The following is a 24053-nucleotide window of genomic DNA, read 5'->3' on the forward strand; positions in this document are numbered from 1 at the left end:
GAAGCCATCTTGATTTGCATCAACGGGGAGCGGCGCTATGCCACATGGCGATCTAGTGGCCCATCAGCCAGTGCTGGTGCGGACCGGGCAAGGTCCAGATGCCGAACAGGATGACCAGCAGGCCACCAGCCATCCGCACGCTGCGTTTGCGCAATAACGCGGTGACTCGATCAGCGGCTAAGCCCGTGGCCAGCAGTACCGGCCAGGTGCCAAGGCCGAACGCGAGCATCAGCACCGCACTGTCCAGCGCATTGCCCTGGCTGGCCGCCCACAGCAACGTGCTGTAGACCAACCCGCACGGCAACCAGCCCCAGAGCGCACCCAGCAGCAACGCCCGGGGCAGGCTGGACACCGGCAGCAAACGGTTGGCAACCGGCTGGATATGCCGCCACAGGCCGCGCCCGAGGCTTTCGATACGGGTCAGGCCGCTCCACCAGCCGGCCAGGTACAAGCCCATGCAGATCAGCAACAGCCCGGCGAGGATGCGCATGAACATCGCTGCCGGACTGTTGGCCACGGCCCAGCCGGCCAGGCCGATCAGCAAGCCGGCGGTGGCGTAGCTGAGGATGCGCCCCAGGTTGTAGGCCAGCAGCAGGCGAAAGCGCCGACTGCGTTGCTCCTTGGGAATCGCCAGGGTCAGCGCGCCCATCAGGCCGCCACACATACCCAGGCAATGGCCGCCGCCCAGCAGGCCGAGGATCACTGCCGAGACCAGCAGGGGCGCCAGTTCAAGCATGGGGCGGATCTTTCGGCTTGGGCGGTTGTTCAGGGCCGTTGGCTTCATCGACGGCCGCCAGGTGGTTCGGGTCCTGGTCATCGAACAGCACGCTGTGGGCCGGGCCATCGAGGTCGTCGTACTGGCCGCTGTCCACCGCCCAGAAGAAGATGTAAATGGCGATGGCCACGATCAACAGCGCCGCCGGGATCATCACGTAAAGAGCTGGCATCTGCACTCCATGCCCGCGCGGCTCAAGCCGGCAGCGGGCGGGTTACGGGGGCGGGGCTCACGGCTGGCGTGCTCGGCATGCGAGTCAGGCGCAGGGCATTGAGCACCACGGTCAACGAACTGAGGGACATGCCGATCGCCGCCCAGATGGGAGTGATCCAGCCGAGGGCGGCAAACGGCAACATCAGGCCATTGTACAGCCCGGCCCACAGCAGGTTTTCAATGATTACCCGGCGGGTGCGCCGGGCCAGGGTAAAGGCTTGTACCAGGGCGTTGAGGCGGTTCGACAGCAACACCGCGTCGGCGCTGGTCTTGGCCAGGTCGGTGGCCGAGCCCATGGCCACGCTGATATCGGCGGCGGCCAGCACCGGCACATCGTTGACGCCATCGCCGAGCATCAGCACCTTGCGGCCTTCCTTGTGCAACTGTTGCAGCATTTGCAGCTTGTCATCGGGGCGCAGGCCGCCATGGGCTTCGTCGATGCCCAGCTCGGCGGCGACACTGGCAACCATCGGCGAGCTGTCTCCCGACAGCAGCAACGTGCGCCAGCCGCGTGCCTTGCAGGCGGCGAGCAAGGCGGGCGCGTCGCTGCGCAGGCGGTCATCCAGGACAAACCAGGCCAGGGCGCCGCCGGTGTCGCCCAGCAGCAGCCATTGGCCGGCTTCCTTCGGCGAGGCGGGGAGGGCGCAGCCGCTCAGTTCGCAGACAAAACCCGGCTGGCCAATGCGCAACCGGCGGTCACCGACGCGGCCTTCCAGGCCCAGGCCCGGCGTGCTGAGCACTTCATCCGCCGCCAACGGCGCGCGGCCGAATGCGCGGGCGATCGGATGTTCCGAACGTTGCTCCAGCGCCGCCGCAAGGCTCAGGCACTCGTCGCTGCCCAGCAGGCTCAACGGGCGGATCGCGCGCAACGCCAGGCGACCTTCGGTAAGGGTGCCGGTCTTGTCGAAAATCACCGTGTCGATCTGGTTCAGGCCTTCCAGCACGTGGCCGCGGGTCAGCAGCAGGCCGAGTTTGTGCAGGGTGCCTGTGGCTGCCGTCAGGGCGGTGGGTGTTGCCAGTGAGAGGGCGCAAGGGCAGGTCGCAACCAGCATCGCCAGGACGATCCAGAACGCCCGTGACGAATCCAGCTCCCACCACACCAGGCCGATGACCGCAGCGGCGACCAACGAGCACAACAGGAACCATTGGGCGGCGCGGTCGGCGATCTCCGCCAGCCGGGGTTTCTCCGCCTGGGCCCGCTCCAGCAGGCGCACGATGGCCGACAGGCGCGTGTCGTGGCCCAGGGCGCGGACTTCGACGGTCAGCGCACCTTCGACGTTGAGGGTGCCGGCAGTGACGGCATCGCCGACCTGGCGTGGTTGCGGCAGGTACTCGCCGGTCAGCAGCGATTCGTCGATGCTCGACTGGCCGTCGAGGATGATGCCGTCTGCCGGCAGCACCGCCCCCGGATGCACCAGTACCCGGTCGCCCAGGGCCAGTTCGCTGAGCAGGATCCGTTCACTTTGCCCGTCGGCACTCATGCGCAGGCACGAGGCTGGCAACAGGTTGACCAACTGCGCAGTGGCTGCCGCCGTGCGTTCCCGGGCGCGACGCTCCAGGTAACGCCCGGCCAGCAGGAACAGGGCAAACATGCCGACTGCATCGAAATACAGTTCGCCGGTGCCGGTGATGGCGGTCCAGATTCCGGCCAGGTAGGCACCGCCAATGGCTAGGGACACCGAAACATCCATGGTCAGGTGGCGGGTGCGCAGGTCGCGCATCGCCCCCTTGAAAAACGGCGCGCAGCTGTAGAACACGATGGGCGTTGTCAGAAACATCGCGACCCAGCGCAGGATCACGTGCAGCTCCGGGCTCAGGTCGATATTGAATTCCGGCCAGGTGGCCATCGTCGCCATCATCGCCTGGAACCACAGCAGCCCGGCCACCCCCAGTTGACGCAGGGCCAGGCGGTTTTCGCTGGCCAGTTGTTCGGCGGCGCGGTCGGCTTGGTACGGGTGGGCGGCGTAGCCGATGTGACGCAATTCGCCGAGCAGTTGGCTCAGGGGCAGTTGCCCATCGGCCCAACGCACGTGCAGGCGGTGGTTGGACAGGTTCAGCCGCGCCTCGGCCACGGCGGGCAGGCTGCGCAGGTGTTTTTCGATCAGCCAGCCACAGGCGGCGCAACTGATGCCTTCCATCAACAGTGTGGCTTGCGACAGGTCACCGTCGTGGCGCACGAAAGGCTTTTGCACATCGGCACGGTCATACAGCGCCAGCTCGTCCACCAGTTGCACCGGCAGCGCCTCGGGGTTGGCCGAGGCTTCGCTGCGGTGCTGGTAATAGCTTTCCAGGCCACCGGCGACAATCGCCTCGGCCACCGCCTGGCAGCCCGGGCAGCACAGCTCGCGGGGCTCGCCGAGGATCACGGCAGTGAACCGGCTGCCGGGCGGCACGGGCAGGGCGCAGTGGTAGCAGGGGATCGGGGTGGTCATGGCTCAGTTCCGATGATCGTTCCCACGCTCTGCGTGGGAACGCTTCGCTGGACGCTCCGCGTCCGCTCTTGTGACGCGGAGCGTCACGGGATGCATTCCCACGCAGAGCGTGGGAACGATCAAACAGGTGACGCTCTATTTTTTCAGGTCTTCAGCACCCTGCAGCGGCTCGTCGCCCAGCAGCAAGTCCTTGTCATGGCTGACCTGTTCTTCTTCAAACATACGCCAGGTCCGGTCGCCTTCCACCCCTAGCAGCTCGACGAAGCGGCGGCCTTCGACCTTGTCGGTCACCTGGCCGATGTAGCGGCCGGGCTCGCTGTCGCTGCGGGTCAGGATGATCTTGCGATCCTTCTCCGGCTGGGTCGGCGAAATCAGGTTCAGCTCCAGGGTGCCGGGCCCGCTGTTGCCGGTCAGGTGCAATTCGACTTCGCCGGTCAACTCGTCCAAGTGCACCTTGGCCCGCAGTTGCAGAGTCTGGGCCAGCAGTTCGCGGTCCAGGGAACGGTTGATGCCTTTGCCGGCCTCGTAATAGTTGTCGTTGACCAGGTTGTCGGGGTTGTTCACCGCGATGGTCACCATGGACAAGGTCAACGTCACCGAGCAGGTCAGGATCCCAATGATGATCCAGGGCCAGAGGTGCTTGTACCAGGGGCTTGCGGCAGTAGCTGCGGGCATTGTTCGGCTCTCTATTAACGGACTTGTGGGCCGATGAATCGGCTCTTGGCTTCAATGTGGACGCTGTCGTCATCGGCATCCCTGAGGATGAATTTCACCTCGTTGGTGCTCGACGGCAGTTGTTCCGGTGCGCTCGACAACTCCACCGGCATGCTGAAGATTTCCCCGGCTGCTACCTTGATCTCGCGCCGGCCTTGCAGCTTGAGGTCTGGCAGGCCTGCGGCGTCAAGCACGTAGGTGTGGTCGCGCTGGTCCTTGTTCATGATCTTCAGGCTGTAGACGTTTTCGATCCGGCCCTCGGCGTTTTCGCGGTACAGCACGCGGTCCTTGCTGACGTCGAAACCCACCAGCGAGCGCACGAAGAAGGCGGCCACCAACAGGCTGATCATCGCCAGCAGCACCAGGGCATAACCGATCAGGCGCGGGCGCAGCTTATGGGTTTTCTGCCCGGACAGGTTGTGCTCGGTGGTGTAGCTGATCAGCCCGCGCGGGTATTCCATCTTGTCCATGATGTTGTCGCAGGCGTCGATGCAGGCCGCGCAGCCGATGCATTCAATCTGCAGGCCGTCACGGATGTCGATGCCGGTAGGGCACACCTGCACGCACATCGTGCAATCGATGCAGTCCCCCAAGCCCTGGGCCTTGTAGTCGATACCTTTTTTGCGCGGCCCACGGACTTCGCCACGGCGCGGGTCGTAGGAAACGATCATCGTGTCCTTGTCGAACATCACGCTCTGGAAACGCGCATACGGGCACATGTAGATGCACACCTGCTCGCGCAGCCAGCCGGCGTTGCCGTAGGTGGCGAGGGTGAAGAAGCCGACCCAGAAATACGACCAGCCATCCGCCTGGCCGGTGAAGAAATCGAACACCAGTTCACGGATCGGCGAGAAGTAGCCGACAAAGGTCATGCCGGTGACGAAGCCGATGGTCAGCCACAGGCTGTGCTTGCCGAACTTGCGCAGGAACTTGTTGGCGCTCATCGGCGCCTTGTCCAGCTTGATGCGTTGGTTGCGGTCGCCTTCGGTGACCTTTTCGCACCACATGAAGATCCAGGTCCACACGCTTTGCGGGCAGGTGTAGCCGCACCAGACGCGGCCGGCATACACGGTGATGAAGAACAGGCCAAACGCCGCCACGATCAGGATGCCCGACAGCAGGATGAAATCCTGGGGCCAGAAAGTCGCGCCAAAAATGAAGAATTTACGTTCCGGCAGGTTCCACCAGACTGCCTGGTGGCCACCCCAGTTCAGCCACACGGTGCCGAAGTAGAGCAGGAACAAACCGGCACCCCCGAGCATCCGCAGATTGCGGAACAAACCGGTGAAGGCACGGGTGTAGATTTTCTCCCGCGATGCGTAGAGATCGACGGTGTTATTCGAATTTTTGGCAGGCGGGGTAACGTCATGTACCGGAATCTGGTTGCTCATCATTGCATCCCACGGCAGTGGAGATTTGCCTCGGCCAGTACGTGCCAGCCGGGGTCAAAATAGGGGTGTTGCAGTGGCCTAATGATACGCCCCTGATACCCTTCGACGGGTGCGACCTTTGGTCGCGTTGGGGGAAATCAATTGATGGTGTACGTGATCTGGGTCAATTGACTTGTGAAGTATGGACGGTTTTCGCAGCCTTACCGGTCATTCGTCCCATGGATTGATCAGCGCGACGCCGCTGGATTGAAAAAAGTCGCCAGTGTTGCGCGTGACCACTGTCAGCCCATGAACCAGCGCGGTTGCAGCGATCAGCGCGTCACTTTCGTTGGCCTGGTCTGGCACATGCAAGCTGGCACAGCGCAGGGCAACTGCTGCATCAATCGGCAGGATTCTGGCATCAAACGCCGGCATGACATGGCGCTTGAGCCATGTGCGCAAAACCTTCCCCTGGGCGGGATCACGCCGCTCCATTCGCAGGACTCCTGTTTCCAGTTCCTTCAAGGTAATGGCTGAAATATACATCCGTGGCGCGATGACACTTTTGGCCCAGGCGACGACCTTGGCATCGGCCTGGGGTTTGCGCAGTTCAGAGATGACGTTGGTGTCGAGTAGATACATCAAGTGAAGTCCACGGGTCGATGAGTGATCACGGCGCGTTCGGTTTCGAACTCGATATCTGCCGCTTCTGGCATCACCAACAGGTCAACGATGTCGGCATTGAGGCCTGTCAGTTTTTGGTAGTCCTCAATGCTTAGCAGTACATGGGCGGGCTTGCCCCGGTCAGTGATAAAAACCGGGCCTTGGCGGGCGGCTTTTTTGGCACCGCTTGTGTCTTGATTGAATTCACGGCTGGAAATGGTGGTGATGGTCATGGGGGCTAACCTCCGTATGGAGTACGAATGTAGTCACGTTACTACCTGCGGTTTTCTTGATCAATCTCAAATGTAGATGCGTTGCTGGCGGTGACGACTTTTTCGACTTGAAAACAAAACGGCCCCGCCAATCTCCACTGGCGGGGCCGTTTTTTTCACCCCTTTTCCTCACACGGCGTCTGGCGGCTTGTTCCCATGGGACAGTCCGAAACATACGCCGCCAGCAAGTCCACCCTGCCGTTTCCCTTGCGACTTCCTGGTGTTGAGTAAGTAAATCAGGAGAGGTCTACGGGCCGGTGTGGTGGCGTTTTTATAACTGCTTTTTGCGCTGTTAAATAACCTACAACGATTGGTTAGGAAGCTGACGCTTCTGCGATAACAGTTCTTAGGCCCAAACGAGCCTTTGTTTACACAGAATGAAACGTTTGTTGTAGGAACGCTGATCGCGTTATTGCCACGCAGGAAATGCCGACGTTGAGATCAAGTCTGGATCAGTGTTCGGCAATGTTTTGTAGCAGCGCGCAGCGTTACCACGATGAAACCTTTGATGAGCAATTGTTGAACGTTATGCCTAGGTCTCTTGCGCGCCGATAAATTTATTTTGTTTTGACGTTATTCAAATCGAGGAAACCAATGACCATTCAACGTGCTAATGACACGCATAATGTTGGAGCTGTTCCACCATCGGCTTCGACGCTGCCAGTATCCTCTGGCATCAGCGTAGAGCAATTCAGTAGTTGGAATGATTATCGGGTGGCCGACCGTCTACTCAGAAACTTTGATAAGTATGCCGACCCTGCGCAACCAGACTACATCACCCGCGACTCTCTACGACAGGTTGCGTATGCCTCTGCGCAGAGTGGCTACAGCAGTGACGACATGAATTTTGCCCGTTCGCTGCTGGAAAATCCTGTACTCATGGAGAAACTCGATGGGTACGGAAAGCATAAGCACGATGGCAAAATCGATCGTGAAAGTATCATAACCGTGGGTCAGAATATGGGGTTTCCCCTGGCCACGATGAGTGATAAAGAACTGGCGCAAAAGCTCCTGAATGAATATGACACCTATTACCCGGAGCGCGGTTGGGGTGGGATTGATCGCAGGGAGGGTGTGACTTACGCTTCACTGAAGAACATCGCGGATGGGACGCGTCATGATCGCGGCCCAGATGAAGCGATGGTCGCGCGGGAAATCTTGAGTCGTCCTGAGTTAGTGGCACAGTTAGGACTGACGGATTGGTCTAAATCGGCTGATCGGGGGGCGATCAACGCTGCTATTAAAAGAATGGACCAAGTGCATGAAGAACGGTAACGCCTCGTCCTCGGGGTAAGTTGAGTTCCACCAATGCCCCATTACCAAAGCCCCGCGCAGCATTGGCTGCGCGGGGCTTTTTGGTTTTAATGCTTACTGCTCCTCAGCTGCCTTGTCTCCATGGGACAGGCTGTAAACATAGGCCGCCAGCAAGTGCACCTTGTCATTGCCCTGCAACTGCTCCTGCGCAGGCATCTGGCCTTGACGGCCATAACGGATGGTCTGCTGCAGTTGCGCGAAGCTTGAACCGTAGATGAACGCGCCAGGGTGGGTCAGGTCAGGCGCGCCCATGGCGGGTGTACCTTTACCGGCAGGACCGTGGCACGCCACGCAGTTGGCGGCGAAGAGTTTCTCGCCGTTGGCCACGTCTGCCTTCGCGCCTTCCGGCAATTTGCGGCCATCGAGGTTGGTCACCACAAAGCCGGCCACATCGGCCACGCCTTGCTCGCCAATGACTTCGGCCCACGCCGGCATCACCGCGTGGCGGCCCTTCATGATGGTTTCCTTGATGGTGGCCGGGTCGCCGCCCCAGCGCCAGTCGGCGTCGGTCAGGTTGGGGAAGCCGTAGGCACCCTTGGCGTCGGAACCGTGGCACACCGAGCAGTTGGAGGCGAACAGGCGGCCACCCATCTTCAAGGCTTGCGGGTCCTTGGCCACTTCTTCGATCGGCATGGCGGCGAACTTGGCGAAGATCGGCCCGAACCGGGCGTCCGACTTGGCCATTTCCTTTTCCCATTCGTGCACGCCGGTCCAGCCGGTCTGGCCATTGGCAAATGGGGTTTGCTTGTCGTTGTCGAGGTAGTTGTAGCCCGGCAGCAGGCCTTTCCAGTTGCCCAGGCCAGGGTACAGCGCCAGGTAACCGAGGGCGAAGATGATGGTGCCGACGAACAGCATGAACCACCATTTGGGCAGCGGGTTGTCGTACTCCTCGATGCCGTCGAACGAGTGGCCGACGGTTTCATCGGTTTGCTCGGCGCGCTGGCCCTTGCGGGTCGACAGCAGCAGCCAGGTCAGGGCGAAAATGGTACCCAGACTGAGGACTGTGACGTACAGACTCCAGAACGTAGTCATTCTTTGTTACTCCTAGACGCTTCCACGACGTGCTTGATGGCTTCGGGATCATCCGCGAAGGGCAGCAACGTCGCGTCTTCAAACTCCGACTTGCGCTTGGGGCTGAACACCCACAAGGCCAGGCCGATAAAGGCCACCATCACGACAACGGTGCCCAGGCCTCGAATCATCCCGATATCCATCCAGATCACCGTTTGCTTTTGATGATGGTGCCAAGGCCTTGCAAGTAGGCCACCAGTGCGTCCATTTCGGTCTTGCCCTTCACGGCCGCTGCCGCACCGGCGATGTCTTCGTCGGTGTAGGGCACGCCCAGGGTGCGCAAGACTTCCATCTTCTTGGCGGTGTCCTTGCCGTCGAGTTTGTTTTCGACCAGGAACGGGTACGCCGGCATTTTCGATTCGGGCACCACGTTGCGCGGGTTGTACAAGTGCGCACGCTGCCAGTCATCGGAGTAACGACCGCCGACCCGGGCCAGGTCCGGGCCGGTACGCTTGGAACCCCACAGGAATGGGTGGTCCCACACGCTTTCACCGGCGACCGAGTAGTGGCCGTAGCGTTCGGTTTCGGCACGGAACGGGCGGATCATCTGCGAGTGGCAGCCGACACAACCGTTGGCGATGTAGACGTCGCGGCCTTCCAGTTCAAGGGCGGTGCGTGGCTTCATGCCTTCCACCGGCTTGTTGGTCACGTCCTGGAAAAACAGCGGAACGATCTGGGTCAGGCCGCCGATACTCACGGCGATGACCATGAAGAAGGCCAGCAGGCCGATATTCTTCTCGACTACTTCATGCTTCATCAGTGAGCTCCCACAACGGCGATCTTGGTAGCGGCTTCGGCTTCTACAGGGTCGGAGGCACGCACGGTGCGCCACACGTTGTAGGCCATGAACAGCATGCCGCTGGCAAAGATCGCACCGCCCAGGGCGCGCACGATGTAACCCGGATGGCTGGCTTGCAGCCCTTCGACGAAGGAGTAGGTGAGGGTGCCGTCATCGTTGATTGCACGCCACATCAGACCCTGGGTGATGCCGTTGACCCACATCGAGGCGATGTAGAGCACGGTACCGATGGTGGCCAGCCAGAAGTGGGTGTTGATCAGGCTGACGCTGTGCATCTGCGCACGGCCGAACAGTTTCGGGATCATGTGGTACAGCGCGCCGATGGAAATCATCGCTACCCAACCGAGGGCGCCGGCGTGTACGTGGCCGATGGTCCAGTCGGTGTAGTGGGACAGCGAGTTGACCGTCTTGATGGCCATCATCGGGCCTTCGAAGGTCGACATGCCGTAGAACGCCAGGGAGACCACCAGGAACCGCAGGATCGGGTCGGTGCGCAATTTATGCCAGGCGCCCGACAGGGTCATCATGCCGTTGATCATGCCGCCCCAGCTTGGCGCGAGCAGGATGATCGACATCGCCATGCCCAGGGACTGGGCCCAGTCCGGCAATGCGGTGTAGTGCAGGTGGTGCGGACCTGCCCAGATGTACAGGGTGATCAGGGCCCAGAAGTGCACGATGGACAGGCGATAGGAGTAGATCGGACGCTCGGCCTGTTTCGGCACGAAGTAGTACATCATCCCCAGGAAGCCGGTGGTGAGGAAGAAACCTACGGCGTTGTGGCCGTACCACCACTGGATCATTGCGTCCGTCGCACCGGCGTAGGCCGAGTAGGACTTGAAGAAGCTGACCGGCAAGGACGCATGGTTGACGATATGCAGCATCGCCGTCACCAGGATAAACGCCCCGTAGAACCAGTTGCCGACATAGATGTGCTTGGTCTTGCGCTTGACGATGGTGCCGAAGAACACCACTGCGTAGGTCACCCAGACAATCGCCAGCAAAATGGCGATCGGCCATTCCAGCTCGGCGTATTCCTTGGTGGTGGTGTAGCCCAGCGGCAGGGTGACGATCGCGCCCACGATGACCGCTTGCCAACCCCAGAAGGTAAAGGCCGCCAGTGCATCGGAAATCAGTCGCGTTTGGCAGGTTCGCTGCACGACGTAGTAAGAAGTGGCAAACAGTGCACATCCACCGAAGGCGAAAATCACCAGGTTGGTGTGCAACGGGCGCAGGCGTCCAAATGTCGTCCATGGCAGGCCAAAATTCAACTCTGGCCAAACCAGTTGCGAGGCAATGAAAACGCCGAGCCCCATGCCAAGGATCCCCCAGACCACCGTCATGATGGCGAACTGGCGGACTACCTTATAGTTATAAGCAGTCGGACTGATTGCTGTGCTCATTCTAAGGTTCCACGGTTTAGTTTTTTTATAGGGTAAAAATCGGTCGCAAGTATGGAGAAAGCAAGATTCCATTGCAACGCAAGGTGACCTGCGTCAATGCGTTCCAAACCAGATTCTGCGCCCTTTCCATGTTTGGCGTAAGGACAAAATTCAGGGTTAAAAGCTGACGACTTGGACAGGATTTTAAACGGGTCGAAGGTACTTGTAACTGAGTGTGTGTAAACAAGCAGCTCGGGTGACGAATGGCCAGTGGCACGACAGCCGGTAGGTACCAGCCTTTGCGCCTGTCATCGAGCAGAAATGTTTCAACCCATCGAGTGCAAGTCGGCCGTCGACCGGCCAATGCCAGTCCACTGTGCAAACAAGCGTAGACCCGAATGGCAGGAGGGGAAAGTCAGCGATCGGAAGGGTGCGACAATGGGTCGCAAAAAAGCCGCGCCTGAATCAGGCGCGGCTTTTGGGTGGTGCAGGATTACTCGGGTTGGCTGTCAGGCGTTGCGCCATCAGCATTGTGGGACAGGCTGTAAACATAGGCGGCCAGCAGGTGCACCTTGTCATTGCCTTGCAGTACTTCCTGCGCAGGCATCTGGCCCTGGCGGCCGTGGCGAATGGTCTGCTGCAACTGCGCCAGGCTGGTGCCGTAGATAAAGCCACCTGGCTGCGTCAGGTTCGGCGCGCCCATGGCTTCCACGCCATGGCCTTCCGGCCCGTGGCAGGCGACACAGGTGGTGCTGAATGCCACTTGGCCCGCGGCGACATCCGCGGTGCTGTCCGCCGGCAGCGGCAGGCCTGCCAATTCATGGCGCACATAGGCTGCGACGTTCTTCACACCGTCCTCACCCAGCACTTCACCCCAGGCCGGCATCGCGGCATGACGGCCATTCATGATGGTCATCTTGATTGCATCCGCCGAACCGCCCCAGCGCCAGATGTTGTCTGCAAGGTTCGGGAAGCCGTAGGCGCCCTTGGCGTCCGAGCCATGGCACACCGCGCAGTTGGAGGCGAACAGGCGGCCGCCCATTTTCAGCGCCTGCGGGTCCTTGGCAACTTCTTCCACCGGCATGGCCGCGAATTTGGCGAAGATCGGCCCGAATTTGGCGTCGGCCTTGGCCATCTCCTTGTCCCATTCCTTGGTCTGGGTCCAGCCATCTTCATAGCCCGGCAATACGCCTTTCCAGTTGCCCAGGCCCGGGTAGAGGATCAGGTAGCCGACGGCAAACACCAGGGTGCCGGCGAACAGCATGAACCACCATTGCGGCAGCGGGTTGTCGTACTCCTCGATCCCGTCGAAGGCGTGGCCCATGGTCTGGTCCACGCTGCCCTTGGTCTCGCCCTTGCGGGTGCCGATCAACAGCCAGGTCAGGCCGATCAGGCTGCCGAGGGTCAGTACACAGATCCATGTACTCCAGAAGGTAGTCATGGCCGGTTGCTCCTTGTTGCAGGCTCTTCTTGAGCGTCGGGGGTTGGCGGTAGCGGTTCATCGGCAAACGGCAGCAGGCACGCCTCGGCGAACTCCGAATTGCGCCGGGAGTTGAACACCCACAGCGACAAGCCGATGAAGGCGATGGCCACGACCAGCGTGCCAAGCCCGCGGATGGTTCCAGCATCGAAATCAAATCCCATGGCTCACCTCTTGCTCTTGATGGCAGTGCCGAGCACTTGCAGGTACGAAACCAGCGCGTCCATCTCGGTCTTGCCCTTGAGGGAGGCCACGGCACCGGCGATGTCGTCGTCGGTGTACGGCACGCCGAGGGTGCGCATCACCTTGAGCTTGGTCTCGGTGTGGCTGCTGTCGACCGGGGCGGTGACCAGCCATGGGTACGCCGGCATCTTCGATTCCGGTACCACGTTGCGCGGGTTGTACAAGTGCGCGCGGTGCCAGTCGTCCGAGTAGCGCGCGCCGACGCGGGCCAGGTCCGGCCCGGTGCGCTTGGAGCCCCACAGGAACGGGTGATCCCACACGCTTTCACCGGCCACCGAGTAGTGGCCATAACGCTCGGTTTCGGCGCGGAACGGGCGGATCATCTGCGAATGGCACTGTACGCAGCCTTCGCGGATATAGATGTCGCGACCTTCCAGTTGCAGCGCGGTGTAGGGCTTCATGCCTTCCACCGGCTTGTTGGTCACATCCTGGAAGAACAGCGGCACAATCTGGGTCAGGCCGCCGATACTCACGGCGAGCACCATCAGCAGCATCAGCAGGCCGACGTTCTTTTCAATGGTTTCGTGTTTCATCATCGACTCCTCAGGCCATCTGCGCCGCAGCGGCGACTTCGGCGGGTTGTGCCGAACGCACAGTGCGCCAAGTGTTGTAAGCCATCAGGAACATGCCGCTGAGGAAGATCGCCCCGCCCACCAGTCGCACGATGAAGCCTGGGTGGCTGGCCACCAGGGTTTCGACGAAGGAGTAGGTCAAGGTGCCGTCTTCGTTGACCGCACGCCACATCAGGCCCTGGGCGATGCCGTTGACCCACATCGAGGCGATGTAGAGCACGGTGCCGATGGTGGCCAGCCAGAAGTGCGCGTTGATCAGGCCGAGGCTGTACATCTGCTCGCGACCGAAGATTTTCGGGATCATGTGATACAGCGCGCCGATGGAGATCATCGCTACCCAACCCAGCGCCCCGGCGTGTACGTGGCCGATGGTCCAGTCGGTGTAGTGGGAGAGGGCGTTGACCGTCTTGATGGCCATCATCGGCCCTTCGAAGGTCGACATGCCGTAGAACGCGAGAGAGACGACAAGGAAGCGCAGGATCGGGTCGCTGCGCAACTTATGCCAGGCGCCCGACAGGGTCATCATCCCGTTGATCATCCCGCCCCAGCTCGGTGCCAGCAGTACCAGCGACATCACCATGCCCAGGGACTGTGCCCAGTCCGGCAGCGCGGTGTAGTGCAAGTGGTGCGGGCCGGCCCAGATGTACAGGGTGATCAGTGCCCAGAAGTGCACGATGGACAGGCGATAGGAATACACCGGACGTTCGGCCTGTTTCGGCACGAAGTAGTACATCATCCCGAGGAAGCCGGCGGTGAGGAAAAAGCCTACCGCGTTATGCCCGTACCACCACTGCACCATGGCATCCGTCGCACCGCCGTACAGCGAGTAGGACTTGGTCAGGCTGACCGGGATTTCCAGGTTGTTGACGATATGCAGGATGGCCACGGTGATGATGAACGCACCGAAGAACCAGTTACCGACGTAGATGTGCTTGGTGTTGCGCTTCATCACCGTGCCGAAGAACACGATGGCATAGGCCACCCAGACGATGGTGATCAGGATGTCGATCGGCCATTCCAGCTCGGCGTATTCCTTGGAGCTGGTGTAGCCCAGCGGCAAGGTGATCGCGGCCAGCACAATCACCAGCTGCCAGCCCCAGAAGCAGAACTGCGCGATCTTTGGCGCGAACAATTGGGTCTGGCAGGTGCGTTGCACCGAGTAGAAGGAGCTGGCAAACAGCGCGCAACCGCCAAAGGCAAAGATCACCGCGTTGGTGTGCAGCGGGCGCAAGCGGCCGAAACTGGTCCAGGGCAAATTGAAGTTGAGTTCGGGCCATACCAACTGGGCAGCGAGAAAAACCCCGAGCCCCATGCCGACGATGCCCCACACCACCGTCATAATGGCGAATTGGCGGACCACCTTGTAGTTATAGGCGGTACTTAAAGTAGTGTTCATGGTTCCCCATCCACGGTTCAACCCAAGCAAATGCGGCACTTGGGCTGGAGTTATAGGCAGACTAAAAAGCGAGGCAAGCATGGGCAAAGAGCACAAGGCCAGTATTGACGGGGATCAATGGGCGCAGTGTGTGCAGGAACGCGGCTGGTTGTGGAATGCCGCGACAGGGTCTATCGCGCGTACGCCCGCGACGCTGATCCTGGCCCACGGCGCGGGCGCGCCAATGGACTCGGGCTTTATGGAAGACATGGCTGCACGCCTTGCGGGGCATGGCGTGAACGTATTGCGCTTCGAGTTTCCGTACATGGCCCAGCGTCGTGTGGATGGGGGCAAGCGTCCGCCCAATCCTGCGCCGAAATTGCTGGAATGCTGGCGCGAGGTGTACGCCGAGGTGCGACGTCATGTCGCTGGGAAACTGGCCGTTGGCGGCAAGTCCATGGGCGGGCGGATGGCCAGTCTATTGGCGGATGAATTGGGCGCGGACGCGCTGGTGTGCCTGGGTTATCCGTTCTATGCGGTGGGCAAGCCGGAGAAGCCACGGACCGAGCACCTGGCCGGGCTGAAGACGCCGACGTTGATTGTGCAGGGTGAGCGGGATGCACTGGGCAATCGGGCGGCGGTGGAAGGGTACGTGTTGTCGCCGAGCATCGAGGTGATGTGGCTGGTGGCGGGGGATCATGATTTGAAGCCGTTGAAGGCTTCGGGGTTCAGTCATGAGCAGCATCTGGAGGCTGCGGCGGTGAAGGTGGCCGGGTTTCTCGGCGCCTGATAGGGCCCTTTCGCGAGCAAGCCCGCTCCCACATTTGAAATGCATTCCAAATGTGGGAGCGGGCTTGCTCGCGAAAGCGGTTTACCGGTTAAAGCGTTCTACCAGCGAATACTGAGTATTGGCGGTATGCGTCAGCTCTTCACTCAACTGCGCCGAATTCAACGCCTGTTCCGACGTCTGGTCCGCCAGCAACGCAATGGTGCTGATGTTACGGCTGATCTCTTCCGCCACCGAGCTCTGCTCTTCGGTCGCCGCCGCAATCTGCGCCGTCATATCAGTGATGTGCGCCACCGCCTCGCTGATCCCGATCAGCGCCTGATCCGCTTCCATCACCCGTGCCACACCTTCTTCCGCCTGGCGATGCCCGGCGTCCATGGTTTGTACGGCCGCGCTGGCGGTCTGTTGCAGCTTGGCGATCAGCGCATGAATCTGCCCGGTGGACTCGCTGGTGCGCTGGGCCAGTTGCCGCACTTCGTCGGCCACCACCGCAAAGCCGCGACCCATCTCCCCGGCACGAGCCGCTTCGATGGCCGCGTTCAGCGCCAGCAGGTTGGTCTGGTCGGCGATGCCTTTGATCACATCCACCACGCCACCGATTTCGTCACTGTCCTTGGCCAGTTGGGTCACGGTCACGCCGGTCTCGCCCACGGCCACCGACAGGCGCTGAATCGCTTCGCGGGTTTCGCCGGCGATATCACGGCCACGCCCGGTCAGGCGATTGGCTTCCTGGGTGGCATCGGCGGTGCGTTGCACATGGCTGGCGACTTCCTGAGTCGTCGCGGCCATCTGGTTGACCGCGGTGGCCACCTGTTCGGTTTCCACGCGCTGGCGTTCAAGACCGCTGGAGCTGTTATGCGCCAGGGTGTTGGATTGCGCGGCCTGGTCGTTGAGGTGCTCGGCAGTGTCCTGCAGGCGTGTCAGGCAGGTCTTAAGACGCGCCTCCTGGCTGAGGATCGACATTTCCAGGCGCGCCTGGGCGCCGCGGCTGTCGGTGTACATCTGCGCGATCAGCGGGTCTGAGGTGGTCTGTTCGGCCAGGCGCAGCAAGCGCTTGAGCCCGCGTTGTTGCCAGCTCAGGCCCAACAGGCCCAGCGGTACCGACAGCGCCGCTGCCAGGGCAAAGCCCCAGTGGGAATTGAGCCAGACGCCAATCAGGAAGCTCAACTGGCTGACCAGGATAAACGGCAGCCAGTCCTGCAACACCGGCAGCCACTTGTCGCGGCGCGGGATGGCCGGCTTGCCCTGGTTGATGCGCTGGTAAAGCGCTTCGGCACGGCGGATCTGCTCGGCGGTGGGCTTGACCCGCACCGACTCGTAGCCGATCACCTGGTTGCCGTCGAAGACCGGTGTCACATAGGCGTTGACCCAATAGTGATCACCGCTCTTGCAGCGGTTCTTGACGATGCCCATCCATGGCAAGCCTTGTTTGAGCGTGGACCACATGTGTGCGAACACTGCCGCCGGCACATCCGGATGACGAACCAGGTTGTGCGGGGCACGCAGCAGTTCGTCATGGGAAAACCCACTGATCTCGACGAAGGCGTCGTTGCAGTAGGTGATCACGCCTTTGGCATCCGTGGTGGAGATCAACCGTTGCTGAGCGGGGAAGGTACGTTCGCGCTGGGTAACGGGTTGGTTATTACGCATGATTGTTCAATCCGCAAGGCTTTGACAGGTTGTCGACCGTCGCGGGGTTTTATTTAACTTATTTTTTGCAACAATCGGCGCAGCCTCAGCCCGCCAGCATCGGATAGGTAAACAACCCGAAATGCAGCAGGTTCAGCCCGAAGTGCGTAACGATCGCCGCGCCCAATCCGCCAAAGCGATACGCCAGGCCGTAGCCCAGGCCTGCGATGGTCGCCAGCAGGGTCCACTGCCAGCCTGCGCCCAGGTGGACCAGGCCGAACAACAGCGCGGCCAGCAACAGCGCGAGGTTTTCACCATAGGGCAATTGCTTGAACCGTCGGCTCAGGCCGCCCTGGATATAACCGCGGAACAGCGCTTCCTCCACCAGGGTCACCAGCAGCAGGTTATTCAACACCCACAGCCAGGCCTGCTCCGGCCACTTCGGGGCCCAACTGATGACGCCCAGCAACGCAGCGCCGCCCAGGGCGGCAATCGCCGTCAGTGTCAACGCCAGGGCGGTGGCATAGATCGACAGGCGCAGGGACCGGCGCGCAACAATCCACGGGCAGGCCAGCAGCAGCCAGAAGCCAATCAGCGGCTTGTCCTGGTTCAGGTACATCGAGAAAGGCACGGCGTCGTCCGTAAAGCGTTGCGGCGCGATCCCGCGACCGTTGTAGAACCCCGGCAGCCAATGCATCGCCAGCCCCAGCGCCAGTACGATAAACAGCCCGTGGCCCAGATAGCGTACCCACGGGTTTCGCTGTTGCCGCACGGCAAACCCGGCCAACAGCAGCATGGCGACGGAAAGCGCCGCCATTAACCCCAATTGCCCGTAGCTCAAGGCAAGTACATAGCCGATGGAAAGAAGCGCCAGGTACAGCCATGGCAATGCAAGCATGGGGAATCCTTGTGACAGTCAAAATCTGAGGGCGGCAGTATACCGAGCGTCACCGACGGTAAAAATGAAAACACCGCCAGGGAAGGCGGTGTTTTGGGTAGCGCGTGTCAGTTACGAGGCAATCAACTGCCGCAACACGTAGTGCAGGATCCCGCCGGCCTTGAAGTACTCGACCTCATTGAGGGTGTCGATGCGGCACAGCACTTCGACCTTCTCGCTGCTGCCATCCTCACGGGTGATCACCAGCGTCAGGTTCATGCGTGGCTCGATCTCGGCGTTGGTCAGCCCGAGGATGTCGATCTTCTCCTTGCCGGTCAGCTTGAGTGCCTTGCGGTTCTGGTCCAGCTTGAACTGCAGGGGCAGCACGCCCATGCCCACCAGGTTGGAACGGTGAATCCGCTCGAAACTCTCGGCGATCACCGCCTTGACCCCCAGCAGGTTGGTGCCCTTGGCCGCCCAGTCACGGCTTGAGCCGGTGCCGTATTCCTGGCCGGCGATCACCACCAGCGGGGTGCCCGAGGCCTGGTATTTCATGGCGGCGTCGTAGATCGGCATTTTCTCGCCGGTAGGGATGTAGATCGTGTTGCCGCCTTCCTCGCCGCCGAGCATTTCGTTGCGGATGCGGATGTTGGCGAAGGTGCCGCGCATCATCACTTCATGGTTGCCGCGACGCGAGCCGTAGGAGTTGAAGTCCCGCGGTTCGACGCCTTGCTCGCGCAGGTATTTGCCGGCCGGGCTGTCGGTCTTGATGTTGCCGGCGGGGGAGATGTGGTCGGTGGTCACCGAGTCCCCCAGCAATGCCAGCACGTTGGCGCCCTTGACGTCTTCGATCACCGGCAGCGGGCCGCCGATGTCGTCGAAGAACGGTGGGTGCTGGATGTAGGTGGAGTCCTTCTGCCACACGTAGGTCGCAGCCTGCGGCACTTCAATGGCCTGCCACTGTTCATCACCGGCAAACACCTCGGCGTATTCCTTGTGGAACATCTGGGTGCTGACTTGCGCAACGGCGTCGGCGATTTCCTTGCTGCTGGGCCAGATGTCCCGCAGGTACACCGGTTTTCCGTCAGAGCCGGTGCCCAGTGGTTCGCTGCTGATGTCCATGCGCACGGTGCCGGCCAGGGCATAGGCCACCACGAGGGGCGGGGAGGCCAGCCAGTTGGTTTTCACCAGGGGGTGCACCCGGCCTTCGAAGTTACGGTTGCCCGAGAGCACCGAGGCCACGGCCAGGTCGGCTTTCTGGATAGCTTTTTCGATCGGCTCGGGCAGCGGCCCGGAGTTGCCGATACAGGTGGTGCAGCCATAACCCACCAGGTCGAAGCCCAGCTTGTCGAGGTATTGGGTCAAGCCTGCCGCTTTGTAGTAATCAGTCACGACTTTGGAGCCCGGCGCCAGGGAGGTTTTCACCCAGGGCTTGCTCTTCAGTCCTTTCTCCACGGCCTTTTTCGCCACCAGTCCTGCCGCCATCATCACGCTCGGGTTGGAGGTGTTGGTGCAGGAGGTAATGGCCGCGATCACCACCGCGCCGTTTTTCAGGCGATAGGTCTGGCCTTCGAAGTCGTAGTCGGCTTCACCGATCAGGTCGGCGTTGCCCACCGCAACACCGCCGCCGCCTTCGCTTTCCAGGCGGCCTTCTTCCTTGTTGGTGGGCTTGAATTGCAGGTCGAGGAAATCGCTGAAGGCCTGGCCGACGTTAGGCAGCGAGACACGGTCTTGCGGACGTTTCGGCCCGGCCAGGCTGGCTTCGACGCTGGCCATGTCCAGCGCCAGGCTGTCGGTAAAGATCGGCTCCTGACCTGCATTGCGCCACAGGCCCTGGGCCTTGGTGTAGGCCTCCACCAGTTTGACGGTTTCTGCAGGACGGCCCGACAGGCGCAGGTAGTCCAGGGTTACTTCATCCACCGGGAAGAAGCCACAGGTGGCGCCGTACTCCGGGGCCATGTTGGCGATGGTCGCGCGGTCGGCCAGTGGCAGATCTGCCAGGCCGTCGCCATAGAATTCGACGAATTTGCCGACCACGCCCTTTTTACGCAGCATCTGGGTGACGGTCAGCACCAGGTCAGTGGCGGTGATGCCTTCTTTCAGCTTGCCAGTGAGCTTGAAGCCGATCACTTCCGGGATCAGCATCGACACCGGCTGCCCGAGCATCGCGGCTTCCGCTTCGATCCCGCCCACTCCCCAGCCCAATACGCCGAGGCCGTTGATCATGGTGGTGTGGGAGTCGGTGCCGACAAGGGTGTCGGGGAAGGCATAGGTGCGGCCGTCTTCATCCTTGGTCCACACGGTGCGGCCGAGGTATTCCAGGTTGACCTGGTGGCAGATGCCGGTGCCCGGTGGCACTACGCTGAAGTTGTCGAAGGCGCTCTGGCCCCAGCGCAGGAAGGCGTAGCGTTCGCCGTTGCGCTGCATTTCGATGTCGACGTTTTCCTGGAAGGCGCCGGTGGTGGCGAACTTGTCGACCATCACCGAGTGGTCGATCACCAGGTCCACCGGTGACAGCGGATTGATGCGTTGCGGGTCACCGCCGGCCTTGGCCACGGCGGCGCGCATGGCGGCCAGGTCGACCACGGCGGGCACGCCGGTAAAGTCTTGCATCAGCACCCGGGCGGGGCGGTATTGGATCTCGCGGTCGGAGCGGCGCTCCTTGAGCCAGGCGGCAATGGCCTTGAGGTCGGCGCCGGTGACGGTCTTTTCGTCTTCCCAGCGCAGCAGGTTTTCCAGCAGCACCTTGAGGGACATCGGCAGCTTGTCCAGATCACCCAGGCTCTTGGCGGCTTCGGGCAGGCTGAAGTAGTGATAGGTCTTGTCGTCGATCTGTAAGGTTTTAAGGGTTCTCAGACTATCAAGGGATGACATTACATGACTCCTTATGGTCCGCACGGCTACGGACCTGACGGGACGAACAGAGCTTACAAATTAGCCCTGTTTTAAGTAGCTGGCTAATTACTGGACTCTATCAATAAGTCCAAGGTTCCGAACTCGGCTATCATGCGCGCGTTTTCATGACAGGCATTGCGCTATAGCAAGCCCGTGATCCAGGAGAGTTGATGAACACCCTTTTTATGCACTGCCGCCCGGGTTTTGAAGGCGAAGTCTGTTCCGAGATCGCGGAACACGCCGCACGCCTGAACGTTTCGGGCTATGCCAAGGCCAAGACCGGCAGCGCCTGCGCCGAATTTGTCTGCACCGAAGAAGACGGCGCCCAGCGCCTGATGCGCGGCCAACGCTTTGCCGAGCTGATCTTCCCGAGGCAGTGGGCGCGCGGGGTGTTCATCGACTTGCCGGAAACCGACCGTATCAGCGTGATCCTCGCGCACCTGCGGGATTTCCCGGTGTGCGGCAGCCTGTGGCTGGAAATGGTCGACACCAATGACGGCAAGGAGCTGTCGAACTTCTGCAAGAAATTCGAAGTTCACTTGCGCAAGGCGCTGATGGCCGCCGGCAAACTGGTGGAAGACGCCAGCAAGCCGCGCCTGCTGTTGACCTTCAAGAGCGGCCGCGAAGTGTTCATGGGCCTGGCCGAGTCAAACAACTCGGCCATGTGGCCGATGGGCATCCCGCGCCTCAAATTCCCGCGGGACGCGCCAAGCCGCTCGACCTTGAAGCTGGAAGAGGCCTGGCACCACTTTATCCCCCGTGATCAGTGGGACGAGCGCCTGCACAGCGACATGACCGGCGTCGACCTCGGCGCAGCGCCTGGCGGCTGGACCTGGCAACTGGTCAACCGTGGCATGCTGGTGACCGCCATCGACAACGGCCCGATGGCCGAAAGCCTGATGGACACCGGGCTGGTGCAGCACTTGATGGCCGACGGCTTTATCTACACCCCCAAGCAGCCGGTGGACTGGATGGTCTGCGACATCGTCGAGAAACCGGCGCGCAATGCGGCCCTGTTGGAAACCTGGATCGGCGAGGGACATTGCCGCGAAGCAGTGGTCAACCTGAAGTTGCCGATGAAGCAGCGTTATGCCGAAGTGAAGCGCCTGCTTGAACGCATCGCGGAAGGCTTCAAGGAACGTGGCATCCGGGTGGAGATCGGCTGCAAGCAGCTGTACCACGACCGTGAAGAAGTGACCTGCCATTTGCGCCGGTTGGATGTGAAGAAGCCAAAGGCCCGGTAAACGCTGCTCAATGTAGGAGCGAGCTTGCTCGCGAAAAAACCGAGGGCGCCGCTGGCTACCTGGCGCCCCGCGTTACCGTTAAAATGCCGGCCTGTTTAGGAGTAAACCATGAGCCTGACCCCTGATTTACCCGTCGATGCCGTCCTCGACGCCACCGGCCTCAACTGTCCGGAACCGGTGATGATGCTGCACCAGCACATCCGCGACCTAGCGCCCGGTGGCTTGCTCAAGGTGATCGCGACCGATCCGTCGACCCGTCGCGACATCCCCAAGTTCTGCGTGTTTCTCGACCATGAACTGGTGGACCAGCAGGAGCAGGCCGGTACCTACCTATACTGGATCCGCAAGAAATCGGCTTAAGCCCGGCGAATCCGCTTGCGTGCGCTGCGCACCAGGCGGATCACCAACATCGCCGCGGCACAGCTCAGGCCCACGATCAGCCCCTGCCACAAGCCGCTCGGGCCGCGGGCGTCGCCCAGCCACTCGGTCAGCCCCAGCGCGTAGCCCACCGGCAAGCCCACGCCCCAATACGCAAACAGCGTCAGCACCATGGTCACCCGAGTATCCTGGTAACCACGTAGTGCGCCGGCGGCCGTGACCTGGATCGCGTCCGAGAACTGAAACAGCGCCGCAAACACAATCAGCATCGCCGCCACTTGGATCACCAGCGGATCCTGGGTGTAGATGGTGGCGATCTGTTCGCGAAACAGCAGCATCAGGCTGCAAGACAGGCAGGCATACACCAGCGCGGTGCCCATTCCGACACCTGCGGCAAAGCGCGCCTCACGGGGTTCTCCTCGGCCCAGGGCCTGGCCCACGCGCACGGTGACCGCCATGCTCAGGGAATAGGGGATCATGAACACCAGCGAACTGAAGTTCAGCGCGATCTGGTGCCCGGCCACCACCGTGGCGCCGAGGCTGCCGATCAGCAGCGCGATCACCGCAAAAATGCTCGACTCGGCGAACACCGCGATCCCGATGGGCAAGCCAATGCTCAACACACGCTTGATCACCGACCATTGCGGCCAGTCAAAGCGCTTGAACAGCTCGCTGCTCTGATACACCGGTGCCCAGCGGGTCCAGGCGGCCAGGCCAAGCATCATCACCCACATCACGATCGCCGTGGCCCAGCCGCAACCGATGCCGCCCATGGCCGGCACGCCGAAGTGGCCGTAGATAAACACATAGTTCAGCGGAATATTCAGCGCCAGCCCGCACAGGCCCATGACCATGCTCGGCCGCGTTCGGCCCAGCCCGTCGCTGAAGCAGCGCAGCACGTAATACAACGCAATGGCCGGCATGCCCGAAGCGATGCCGTGCAGGTAGCCCATGCAGGGCTTGATCAACTCGGGATCAACCTTCATCAGGTGCAGGATCGGTTCGGCGCTGATCAGCAACAGCAGCGCGGTAATTCCCACCACCAGTGCCAGCCACATCGACTGGCGCACCAGCGGGCCGATTTCACCGTGGGTGCCGGCGCCAAAGCGCTGGGCGACTTTCGGCGTGGTGGCTAACAGGGTGCCGGTCATCAGCAGGTACACCGGGATCCAGATGGAGTTGCCCAGGGCGACCGCCGCCAGGTCTCGGGAGCTGACACGCCCGGCCATCACGGCATCGACGAACCCCATGGCGGTGGTCGCCAGTTGCCCGATCATGATCGGCAGCGCCAGGGCCAGCAGGTTGCGCACTTCAAGGCTGACGCGGGCGGGGCGAGAAAGAGCGGTGGTGGTTGTGGCAGTGTTCACGTACAGATGTCCGATAGGGGGAGCGCAGGACGGCGCATTCTACGCCTTGACGTGTTGGTCAGGAAAAAACCTGTGTTGTGGATTTGTAAACACATCCCCGCGCAGATGCAGCGTTTTGTGGCGAGGGCGCTTGCTGTGGTGAGGGAGCTTGCTCCCGCGGGGCTGCGCAGCAGCCCCAGAACGGGCAACCGATGTGTACCTGAA

At 61.4% G+C, this 24053-nt stretch carries 23 protein-coding genes; 4 read left to right on the top strand and 19 right to left on the bottom strand.

Annotated features, from left to right (window positions below; all coding sequences use genetic code 11):
* Positions 1–52 precede the first annotated feature (52 nt).
* From A462_RS08325 to A462_RS08295, 7 genes are all read right to left on the bottom strand, one after another.
* On the bottom strand, positions 53–736 hold the full coding sequence (locus A462_RS08325; RefSeq protein ID WP_008437566.1) for a sulfite exporter TauE/SafE family protein: 684 nt from the start codon (positions 734–736) through the stop codon (positions 53–55).
* On the bottom strand, positions 729–947 hold the full coding sequence (gene ccoS, locus A462_RS08320) for a cbb3-type cytochrome oxidase assembly protein CcoS (protein WP_003219033.1): 219 nt from the start codon (positions 945–947) through the stop codon (positions 729–731). Before ccoS ends, A462_RS08325 begins: the two co-directional genes overlap by 8 nt.
* Positions 948–969: 22 nt before the next feature.
* Entirely contained in the window at positions 970–3420 is a 2451-nt protein-coding gene (locus tag A462_RS08315; protein WP_008437567.1) for a heavy metal translocating P-type ATPase, read from the bottom strand.
* 135 nt (positions 3421–3555) lie between these two features.
* Positions 3556–4095 carry a FixH family protein gene (locus A462_RS08310; RefSeq protein ID WP_008437568.1) on the bottom strand — a complete coding sequence of 180 codons (540 nt, stop codon included), beginning with the start codon at positions 4093–4095 and terminating at the stop codon, positions 3556–3558.
* Positions 4096–4109: 14 nt separating this feature from the next.
* Complete coding sequence (gene ccoG / locus A462_RS08305; protein ID WP_008437571.1) at positions 4110–5525, bottom strand: cytochrome c oxidase accessory protein CcoG; 1416 nt, start codon at positions 5523–5525, stop codon at positions 4110–4112.
* Positions 5526–5732: 207 nt separating this feature from the next.
* Positions 5733–6146, bottom strand: coding sequence for a type II toxin-antitoxin system VapC family toxin (locus A462_RS08300; RefSeq protein ID WP_032899659.1), 414 nt, complete (start codon positions 6144–6146; stop codon positions 5733–5735).
* Positions 6146–6400: a type II toxin-antitoxin system Phd/YefM family antitoxin gene (locus A462_RS08295; RefSeq protein WP_003219024.1), complete on the bottom strand. Its 255-nt coding sequence runs from the start codon at positions 6398–6400 to the stop codon at positions 6146–6148. Before A462_RS08295 ends, A462_RS08300 begins: the two co-directional genes overlap by 1 nt.
* A gap of 633 nt (positions 6401–7033) precedes the next feature.
* Here A462_RS08295 and A462_RS08290 point away from each other — a divergent pair.
* Positions 7034–7714: a hypothetical protein gene (locus A462_RS08290; RefSeq protein ID WP_023659084.1), complete on the top strand. Its 681-nt coding sequence runs from the start codon at positions 7034–7036 to the stop codon at positions 7712–7714.
* 93 nt (positions 7715–7807) lie between these two features.
* Here the strand turns inward: A462_RS08290 and ccoP (A462_RS08285) are convergent, their stop codons facing one another.
* The 8 genes from ccoP (A462_RS08285) to ccoN (A462_RS08250) all read right to left on the bottom strand — a co-directional run bounded on the left by ccoP (A462_RS08285) (position 7808) and on the right by ccoN (A462_RS08250) (position 14693).
* Positions 7808–8785, bottom strand: a complete 978-nt coding sequence (gene ccoP / locus A462_RS08285) for a cytochrome-c oxidase, cbb3-type subunit III (RefSeq protein ID WP_003219020.1) — start codon at positions 8783–8785, stop codon at positions 7808–7810.
* A complete protein-coding gene (locus tag A462_RS08280; RefSeq protein WP_008437575.1) occupies positions 8782–8967 on the bottom strand; it encodes a CcoQ/FixQ family Cbb3-type cytochrome c oxidase assembly chaperone in 186 nt (61 codons plus the stop codon). Before A462_RS08280 ends, ccoP (A462_RS08285) begins: the two co-directional genes overlap by 4 nt.
* A gap of 5 nt (positions 8968–8972) precedes the next feature.
* Positions 8973–9581, bottom strand: a complete 609-nt coding sequence (gene ccoO, locus A462_RS08275; RefSeq protein WP_003193167.1) for a cytochrome-c oxidase, cbb3-type subunit II — start codon at positions 9579–9581, stop codon at positions 8973–8975.
* Positions 9581–11023 carry a cytochrome-c oxidase, cbb3-type subunit I gene (gene ccoN, locus A462_RS08270; RefSeq protein ID WP_003219015.1) on the bottom strand — a complete coding sequence of 481 codons (1443 nt, stop codon included), beginning with the start codon at positions 11021–11023 and terminating at the stop codon, positions 9581–9583. Before ccoN (A462_RS08270) ends, ccoO (A462_RS08275) begins: the two co-directional genes overlap by 1 nt.
* 472 nt (positions 11024–11495) lie before the next feature.
* Positions 11496–12443, bottom strand: coding sequence for a cytochrome-c oxidase, cbb3-type subunit III (gene ccoP, locus A462_RS08265; protein WP_003219014.1), 948 nt, complete (start codon positions 12441–12443; stop codon positions 11496–11498).
* Entirely contained in the window at positions 12440–12646 is a 207-nt protein-coding gene (locus tag A462_RS08260; protein WP_008437576.1) for a cbb3-type cytochrome oxidase subunit 3, read from the bottom strand. The genes ccoP (A462_RS08265) and A462_RS08260 overlap by 4 nt, the downstream gene beginning before the upstream one ends.
* Positions 12647–12649: 3 nt before the next feature.
* Complete coding sequence (gene ccoO, locus A462_RS08255; protein WP_003219010.1) at positions 12650–13258, bottom strand: cytochrome-c oxidase, cbb3-type subunit II; 609 nt, start codon at positions 13256–13258, stop codon at positions 12650–12652.
* A gap of 10 nt (positions 13259–13268) precedes the next feature.
* Entirely contained in the window at positions 13269–14693 is a 1425-nt protein-coding gene (gene ccoN, locus A462_RS08250; RefSeq protein ID WP_003219009.1) for a cytochrome-c oxidase, cbb3-type subunit I, read from the bottom strand.
* A gap of 79 nt (positions 14694–14772) precedes the next feature.
* Between ccoN (A462_RS08250) and A462_RS08245 the strand changes: the two genes are divergently transcribed.
* Entirely contained in the window at positions 14773–15462 is a 690-nt protein-coding gene (locus A462_RS08245; RefSeq protein WP_008437580.1) for an alpha/beta family hydrolase, read from the top strand.
* 81 nt (positions 15463–15543) lie between these two features.
* On the opposite strand, the gene A462_RS08240 is transcribed toward A462_RS08245, so the two are convergent.
* The 3 genes from A462_RS08240 to acnA form a co-directional block, all read right to left on the bottom strand.
* Positions 15544–17109, bottom strand: coding sequence for a methyl-accepting chemotaxis protein (locus A462_RS08240; protein WP_008437582.1), 1566 nt, complete (start codon positions 17107–17109; stop codon positions 15544–15546).
* Positions 17110–17194: 85 nt separating this feature from the next.
* Positions 17195–17986, bottom strand: a complete 792-nt coding sequence (locus A462_RS08235; protein ID WP_003219003.1) for a CPBP family intramembrane glutamic endopeptidase — start codon at positions 17984–17986, stop codon at positions 17195–17197.
* 111 nt (positions 17987–18097) lie between these two features.
* Positions 18098–20839 carry an aconitate hydratase AcnA gene (acnA, locus tag A462_RS08230; RefSeq protein ID WP_008437584.1) on the bottom strand — a complete coding sequence of 914 codons (2742 nt, stop codon included), beginning with the start codon at positions 20837–20839 and terminating at the stop codon, positions 18098–18100.
* A 191-nt stretch (positions 20840–21030) separates the two neighbouring features.
* Here acnA and rlmM point away from each other — a divergent pair, with 191 nt between their 5' ends.
* Positions 21031–22104, top strand: a complete 1074-nt coding sequence (gene rlmM / locus A462_RS08225; protein ID WP_003219000.1) for a 23S rRNA (cytidine(2498)-2'-O)-methyltransferase RlmM — start codon at positions 21031–21033, stop codon at positions 22102–22104.
* Positions 22105–22212: 108 nt separating this feature from the next.
* The gene (gene tusA, locus A462_RS08220; RefSeq protein WP_003218998.1) at positions 22213–22464 is read left to right on the top strand and encodes a sulfurtransferase TusA; all 252 of its coding nucleotides are present in this window, start codon (positions 22213–22215) and stop codon (positions 22462–22464) included.
* Here tusA and A462_RS08215 read toward each other — a convergent pair.
* Positions 22461–23849, bottom strand: coding sequence for an MATE family efflux transporter (locus A462_RS08215; protein WP_032899660.1), 1389 nt, complete (start codon positions 23847–23849; stop codon positions 22461–22463). The genes tusA and A462_RS08215 overlap by 4 nt on opposite strands.
* Positions 23850–24053 lie beyond the last annotated feature (204 nt).

Origin of the sequence: Pseudomonas sp. Ag1, from assembly GCF_000278565.1 — a bacterium.
Lineage (GTDB): Bacteria > Pseudomonadota > Gammaproteobacteria > Pseudomonadales > Pseudomonadaceae > Aquipseudomonas.

Bases quoted from the DNA above. Each gene is read 5' to 3' on its own strand.
- A462_RS08325 (WP_008437566.1), bottom strand. From the start codon at position 736: ATGCTTGAACTGGCGCCCCTGCTGGTCTCGGCAGTGATCCTCGGCCTG.
- ccoS (WP_003219033.1), bottom strand. From the start codon at position 947: ATGCCAGCTCTTTACGTGATGATCCCGGCGGCGCTGTTGATCGTGGCC.
- A462_RS08315 (WP_008437567.1), bottom strand. From the start codon at position 3,420: ATGACCACCCCGATCCCCTGCTACCACTGCGCCCTGCCCGTGCCGCCC.
- A462_RS08310 (WP_008437568.1), bottom strand. From the start codon at position 4,095: ATGCCCGCAGCTACTGCCGCAAGCCCCTGGTACAAGCACCTCTGGCCC.
- ccoG (WP_008437571.1), bottom strand. From the start codon at position 5,525: ATGAGCAACCAGATTCCGGTACATGACGTTACCCCGCCTGCCAAAAAT.
- A462_RS08300 (WP_032899659.1), bottom strand. From the start codon at position 6,146: ATGTATCTACTCGACACCAACGTCATCTCTGAACTGCGCAAACCCCAG.
- A462_RS08295 (WP_003219024.1), bottom strand. From the start codon at position 6,400: ATGACCATCACCACCATTTCCAGCCGTGAATTCAATCAAGACACAAGC.
- A462_RS08290 (WP_023659084.1), top strand. From the start codon at position 7,034: ATGACCATTCAACGTGCTAATGACACGCATAATGTTGGAGCTGTTCCA.
- ccoP (WP_003219020.1), bottom strand. From the start codon at position 8,785: ATGACTACGTTCTGGAGTCTGTACGTCACAGTCCTCAGTCTGGGTACC.
- A462_RS08280 (WP_008437575.1), bottom strand. From the start codon at position 8,967: ATGGATATCGGGATGATTCGAGGCCTGGGCACCGTTGTCGTGATGGTG.
- ccoO (WP_003193167.1), bottom strand. From the start codon at position 9,581: ATGAAGCATGAAGTAGTCGAGAAGAATATCGGCCTGCTGGCCTTCTTC.
- ccoN (WP_003219015.1), bottom strand. From the start codon at position 11,023: ATGAGCACAGCAATCAGTCCGACTGCTTATAACTATAAGGTAGTCCGC.
- ccoP (WP_003219014.1), bottom strand. From the start codon at position 12,443: ATGACTACCTTCTGGAGTACATGGATCTGTGTACTGACCCTCGGCAGC.
- A462_RS08260 (WP_008437576.1), bottom strand. From the start codon at position 12,646: ATGGGATTTGATTTCGATGCTGGAACCATCCGCGGGCTTGGCACGCTG.
- ccoO (WP_003219010.1), bottom strand. From the start codon at position 13,258: ATGAAACACGAAACCATTGAAAAGAACGTCGGCCTGCTGATGCTGCTG.
- ccoN (WP_003219009.1), bottom strand. From the start codon at position 14,693: ATGAACACTACTTTAAGTACCGCCTATAACTACAAGGTGGTCCGCCAA.
- A462_RS08245 (WP_008437580.1), top strand. From the start codon at position 14,773: ATGGGCAAAGAGCACAAGGCCAGTATTGACGGGGATCAATGGGCGCAG.
- A462_RS08240 (WP_008437582.1), bottom strand. From the start codon at position 17,109: ATGCGTAATAACCAACCCGTTACCCAGCGCGAACGTACCTTCCCCGCT.
- A462_RS08235 (WP_003219003.1), bottom strand. From the start codon at position 17,986: ATGCTTGCATTGCCATGGCTGTACCTGGCGCTTCTTTCCATCGGCTAT.
- acnA (WP_008437584.1), bottom strand. From the start codon at position 20,839: ATGTCATCCCTTGATAGTCTGAGAACCCTTAAAACCTTACAGATCGAC.
- rlmM (WP_003219000.1), top strand. From the start codon at position 21,031: ATGAACACCCTTTTTATGCACTGCCGCCCGGGTTTTGAAGGCGAAGTC.
- tusA (WP_003218998.1), top strand. From the start codon at position 22,213: ATGAGCCTGACCCCTGATTTACCCGTCGATGCCGTCCTCGACGCCACC.